The organism is Actinomycetota bacterium, from assembly GCA_035759705.1.
Classification (GTDB): Bacteria; Actinomycetota; CADDZG01; order JAHWKV01; family JAHWKV01; genus JAJCYE01.
Map to the genome: position 1 here is coordinate 1 of DASTUJ010000079.1, position 4975 is coordinate 4975.

Annotated in this window: 6 protein-coding genes; all 6 read left to right on the plus strand. The window is 65.6% G+C overall.

What is annotated here, in order from left to right:
• Window positions 1–75 precede the first annotated feature (75 nt).
• The 6 genes from trpD (at window position 76) to gap (ending at window position 4698) form a co-directional block, all read left to right on the plus strand.
• Window positions 76–1107, plus strand: coding sequence for an anthranilate phosphoribosyltransferase (gene trpD / locus VFV09_05240; protein ID HEU4867117.1), 1032 nt, complete (start codon window positions 76–78; stop codon window positions 1105–1107).
• A 67-nt stretch (window positions 1108–1174) separates the two neighbouring features.
• A complete protein-coding gene (locus VFV09_05245) occupies window positions 1175–1537 on the plus strand; it encodes a hypothetical protein (GenBank protein ID HEU4867118.1) in 363 nt (120 codons plus the stop codon).
• A gap of 159 nt (window positions 1538–1696) precedes the next feature.
• Window positions 1697–1999 carry a hypothetical protein gene (locus VFV09_05250; GenBank protein ID HEU4867119.1) on the plus strand — a complete coding sequence of 101 codons (303 nt, stop codon included), beginning with the start codon at window positions 1697–1699 and terminating at the stop codon, window positions 1997–1999.
• Window positions 1996–2184, plus strand: coding sequence for a hypothetical protein (locus VFV09_05255; GenBank protein ID HEU4867120.1), 189 nt, complete (start codon window positions 1996–1998; stop codon window positions 2182–2184). The genes VFV09_05250 and VFV09_05255 overlap by 4 nt, the downstream gene beginning before the upstream one ends.
• Window positions 2185–2295: 111 nt before the next feature.
• Window positions 2296–3408, plus strand: coding sequence for a septation protein SepH (sepH, locus tag VFV09_05260; protein ID HEU4867121.1), 1113 nt, complete (start codon window positions 2296–2298; stop codon window positions 3406–3408).
• A gap of 195 nt (window positions 3409–3603) precedes the next feature.
• Complete coding sequence (gene gap / locus VFV09_05265) at window positions 3604–4698, plus strand: type I glyceraldehyde-3-phosphate dehydrogenase (GenBank protein ID HEU4867122.1); 1095 nt, start codon at window positions 3604–3606, stop codon at window positions 4696–4698.
• The last annotated feature ends 277 nt before the right edge of the window (window positions 4699–4975 follow it).

Sequence of the window (4975 nt, forward strand, 5' to 3'; positions counted from 1 at the left end):
CCAAGATCTGCATCCTGCACTCAACCGGCTTCGGTCCTGAGTGCGGCAGCCCGGAACTAGAGAGGAAGCGGAAAAGTGACTACCGAAACCAAGACCAGCACCTGGAGCGAGATCTTCGGGACGATCCTTTCCGGCACCTCCCTGGAACGCGGACAGGCTGCCTGGGCGATGGAGCGGATCATGGCGGGGGAGGCGGCTCCCTCGCAGATCGGGGCGTTTCTGGCCGGGCTCCGGGCGAAGGGCGAGTCCGTGGAGGAGATGATCGGCCTGGTCGAGACCATGAGGGGGTTCTCCCAGAAGGTCGAGGTCGACTACCCGGTGGTGGACACCTGTGGCACGGGCGGAGACCGGTCGGGCTCGATCAACGTGTCGACGATGGCCGCGATGGTCGTGGCGGGGGCCGGCGCCAAGGTTGCCAAACACGGCAACCGGGCGATGTCGAGCAGCTGCGGGTCGGCCGACGTCCTGGAGGCGCTGGGCGTCAAGGTCGACCTGGGGCCCGAAGGGGTCAAACGATGCCTGGACGAGGCCGGCGTCGGTTTTTGCTTCGCCCCGATCTTTCACCCGTCGATGCGGCACGCCGGACCGATCCGCAAGGAGCTCGGTGTCCCCACCGTCTTCAACTTCCTCGGGCCCCTGACCAACCCGGCGGGGGCGAAATTCCAGGCGCTCGGCGTCTCCGACAAGTCGATGGCGCCCCGGATGCTCGAGGTCCTGGCGGCTCTGGGCAGCGAGCGGGTGCTGGTCTTCCGGGGTTTCGACGGCCTGGACGAGCTGTCCACCACCGGCCCTTCGAACCTGTGGGAGCTGGAGGGAGGGGAGACCAGGGAGTCGGTCGTCGACCCACTTGACTACGGCATCCCCCGGGCGGCGCCCGCCGCGCTCGCCGGCGGCGACGCCGAGAACAACGCCCGGGTCGTCCGGGAGGTGCTGAAAGGCCGTGAGGGCCCCGACCGGGAGGTCGTGATCCTGAACTCGGCGGCCGGCATCATCGCTGCCGGGCTCGCCGGCGGATTCGAAGAAGGGGTTGCCCTTGCCAGGGAGTCCGTCGACTCGGGGAACGCACTGGCGGCGCTTAATCGCCTGGTGGAGGTTTCGAACGCCTAGTTGCCGGCACATATAGAGGCCTTACGGGGCCGAACGGTTCAATCTGCAATTGGAGTATGTTGATCCCATGAAATGGCTGATGAGGTTGTTGGGAATCGAGAAGGCGCTCAAGAGCGCCGCGGAGCCCTCGAACGAACTGGTCATCAAGGAGCGCCGGGCCGAGCCGGACCCGGTCGCCCTGGCTGCGGCGGGATCGGGATCCGTGCCCAGGCCGGGACTTGACCTGGAGCGCTTGAAAGCACTCCCGTCGGCCGCCTACCACCCCCTGACCGAGTACCTGACCTACATCCAGGTCAAGCGTGGGGAGACCGAGAGCCTGGTCTTCGTCCGAGCGAGCGATATCGACGCGCTGGCTGCGTTGACCGGCGAGTCCAAGGACAACTTCGTCAAGGAGTTCAAGCGCCTCGGCGTGCTCATCTCCATGAACTAGCCCCCTGGGGCATCGACAGCAAATTTTTCGCAACTTTTTTCGACCGGCCTCCCCAGGCCGGTCGTTTTGTCATACCCCCTCCCTATCGTTCTTCCTGTCGAACAAACCAGTCGCCCAAGCGGGCTTCGGGACGGCGGTTCGGAAGGAAGGGAGAAGAGCATGGAGCGGTTCGAATCTTCGGGTTCCGAACACAGGGCGGAGCACCACAGCCCCGGCGAGGTCCTCGAGTGGGGAAGCCGGCTGGCTTCGGAGCTGGATCCCCGGCTGGCCGATGTCTGGTCCTGCGTTTTCAGCATCGAGTCGGATCCCACCCTCGAACAGCTGGGCTGGTTTCTGCGGATGGCCTACCTGAACGGCTACGAGGACGGGATTACCGAGACCACCCGGGGCAAGCTGCTCCAGGAGCTAGGGATGACCGCCCCGAAGCACAACGACACACGACCGGAAGGAAGGCGCCAGTGATCATCGACTGCAAGGAATGTGAGATGTACCGGAGCACCCACTGCCAGGACTGCTTCGTGATGGCGGTTCTCACCCGACGCAACGACGAGCCGCTTGTCATCGAACCTGACCAGGAGCCGGCCATCACCCGTCTTCAGCAGGCCGGCCTGGCCCCGGTGCTGAGATTCCGCCAGAAGGCAGGTTAGGAAAAGCACCTTTTCCCGCACTATTGGAGCTGAATGGGCCTTCCGGAGGCGTAATTCGGAGCCCCCGGCTCTATATCCTTTATTCTTCGAGTTCCTAGGGGCTTGGAGAAAATGGTCAGACTGCATCTGGTTGGGTTCACAACCGACTTGAAGAACCTCATCTTCGCCGACGAGCGCGGCGCGACCAGCGGCAATTTCGTGGTCAGCGTGGACTCCCGGCTGCGGCATACCCTCGAAGAGGTCGCCCGGCTCGATGAGGTCGCCGAGGCCCAGGAGCCCGAGGTCGCAGAAGAGGCCGAGGAGCCCGAAGCCCCGCCGGCTCCGAGGGTCGTCTCCAAGCTCAGCCCCAAGGAGATTCAGAGCCTGCTTCGTGAGGGCAAGACCGAGGAGCAGGTGGCCCGCCTGGCGGGGACCGAGGTCGACTGGATCCGCCGCTTCTCCTTCGCAATTCTTGCCGAACGCCGGGACGTCATCGATGCCGTGCGTGCCGCCACCCTTTCCAAGCCCCGCCTCGGTCCCTCCGGTATGAGCATCGGGGACGCGGTTGAGGAGAACCTCGGCGCCAAACGTCTGCGGATGGGCACCGAGGCCATCGAGGACGCCTGGAAGGCCATGCGCAAGAACGGCCGCTGGCAGGTTAGCTTCGAGTACGAGTCCCGGGGCCAAAAGCGTCTGGCCCGCTACTCCTTCGACCCCAACACCCGGCAGGTCGAGCCTCTGAATGACATCGCGCTCGAGCTCGGCTGGCGTTCGGACTCCCGCACCAAGGGAGGAACCGGCCGGCCGGCCGCAGCGGGCCAAAAGCTGGTCACCGGAGTGCGACCCAGCAGTCCCCGCTCCGCAGCGGCCAAACCCGCCGCAAAGACGGCCGCTCCGGCCAAACCTTCGGGCCGCGCGGCCGGGAGCAGATCCGGCCAGGAGAGGCCGACCTCCGCCGGGACCCGTCCCAAGACCACCGGTCCGGTCACCCGTCGCAGCACCATCGCAGCCAGGTCGAGAGAGGAAGGCGGCCGGAGCGAAGAGCAGCCTGCGGTTCCCCGGCGCCGGCTGGTGTCCCCCTCCGAGGAGATCGAGCAGGTGCGCCCGCCCGAGCCGGAACAGGAGAAGGACGACACCGCAGACGAGTTCATCATCCAGCGGCCCCGGAACCCGGAGCGGGCGACACCCGACTCATCCGGCTACGGATCGCTCCCCCAGGTTTGGCGCCCCACTCGCCGAAACTAAGTCAAACGGCTTCGCTTCCTGCGGTGCGATTCGAGATTTGTTTCGGATTCCCTGGCTGGCATCCGAAATTTCGGGTATCCTAGGTGACTACCTATTCGGGAATTCTTTCGCGTCAGCCACCGAGTTCCCACCCCAAAACGAGCGCCCAGGCTTGTTCCGGTCGCTCCAACAATTTGGCTCAAGGAGGAGTAGCTCATGACGACGCGCATCGCGATCAACGGTTTCGGACGAATTGGACGCCAGGTTCTGCGGCAGATATCTATGGGCGAGCCGGACCTGGAAGTAGTTGCAGTCAACTCCTCCCGCACTACCCCCCAGGCCGCCGAGCACATGTTCAAGTACGACTCGGTGTTCGGTCGCTACCAGGGGAAGGTCTCCAGCGACAAGCAGGACCTCATCGTCGACGGCCGCCACATCCGGGTCACCGACCAGCGTGACCCGCTCCTGTGCCCCTGGCACGCGTTTGAGGTCGACATCGTTGTCGAGGCCACGGGCCACTTCAACCACCGCGAGGCTGCGGCCAAGCACCTCAAGGCCGGCGCCGGCAAGGTCGTCCTGACCGCCCCGGGCCAGTACGAGGACTGCACCCTGGTCATGGGAGTGAACGACGAGATCTACGACCACGACCGCCACTGGATCATCTCCGCCGCCTCATGCACCACCAACTGCCTGGCGCCGATGCTGAAGGTCCTGCACAACGAGTTCGTCGTAGAGGGCGCCCTGATGACCACCATCCACGCCTTCACCCGCGACCAGCAGCTTCTCGACGGTACCCACAGCGACCCCCGCCGGGCCCGTGCCGCAACCCTGAACATGACCCCCACGAAGACCGGCGCCGCCAAGGCGATCGACAAGGTCATGCCCGAGCTGGCCGGCCGCATCGTCGGCATCGCAGTCCGGGTCCCGGTCCCCGATGTGTCGCTGGTCGACCTCAGCGTCACCCTGGGCCGCGGAACCACCACCCAGGAGATCAACGAAGCCTTCCGTGAGTACGCAGTGGGGCCGATGAGCCGGGTGCTCGACGTCACCGACGAGCCGCTGGTCTCCAGCGACTTCCACGGCGACCAGCACTCCACGGTCATGGACCTCGCCTCGACCCGCCGCGGTCCCGGCACCCAGGCGAAAGTTCTGGCCTGGTACGACAACGAGGCCGGCTACTCGGCACGGGTCGTCGACATCTGCAAGCTGATCGCCCACCACAACGACCTGGCCAAGGGCGGCTCCGAGCCAAAGGAGACCCCGGCTGAGGACGCCGAGGCGGCCCCGGTGAAGGTTTCCGCAGGGGCCTGACCCATTTGGTTGGGCAGCGGGAATCATCGTTGAGGGGTTAACCCTTCTTCCGCCCGCTGGTATAAAACGCCTCCGACCGTTGAGGAGGAGCAGCCCTAGCCGCCGGGACTCTCGTGCGTGGCCCTCGGGTGGAACCCTCGGCGTTACCATAGGTGCATAGCCCCTCGGGTCTGCTGGTACGGTCGGAACCCTACGGCACCCGGGGAAGGGCGAACGAAGGAGGGCACATGGCCTCCATTGAGCTGGTCACCGACAGCCCCGGTCCGGGATCCCGCAC

What these genes read in the sequence shown, in the direction of transcription:
- VFV09_05245 (HEU4867118.1), top strand. Translation starts at nt 1,175, where the DNA reads ATGAAATGGCTGATGAGGTTGTTGGGAATCGAGAAGGCGCTCAAGAGC.
- gap (HEU4867122.1), top strand. Translation starts at nt 3,604, where the DNA reads ATGACGACGCGCATCGCGATCAACGGTTTCGGACGAATTGGACGCCAG.
- VFV09_05250 (HEU4867119.1), top strand. Translation starts at nt 1,697, where the DNA reads ATGGAGCGGTTCGAATCTTCGGGTTCCGAACACAGGGCGGAGCACCAC.
- sepH (HEU4867121.1), top strand. Translation starts at nt 2,296, where the DNA reads ATGGTCAGACTGCATCTGGTTGGGTTCACAACCGACTTGAAGAACCTC.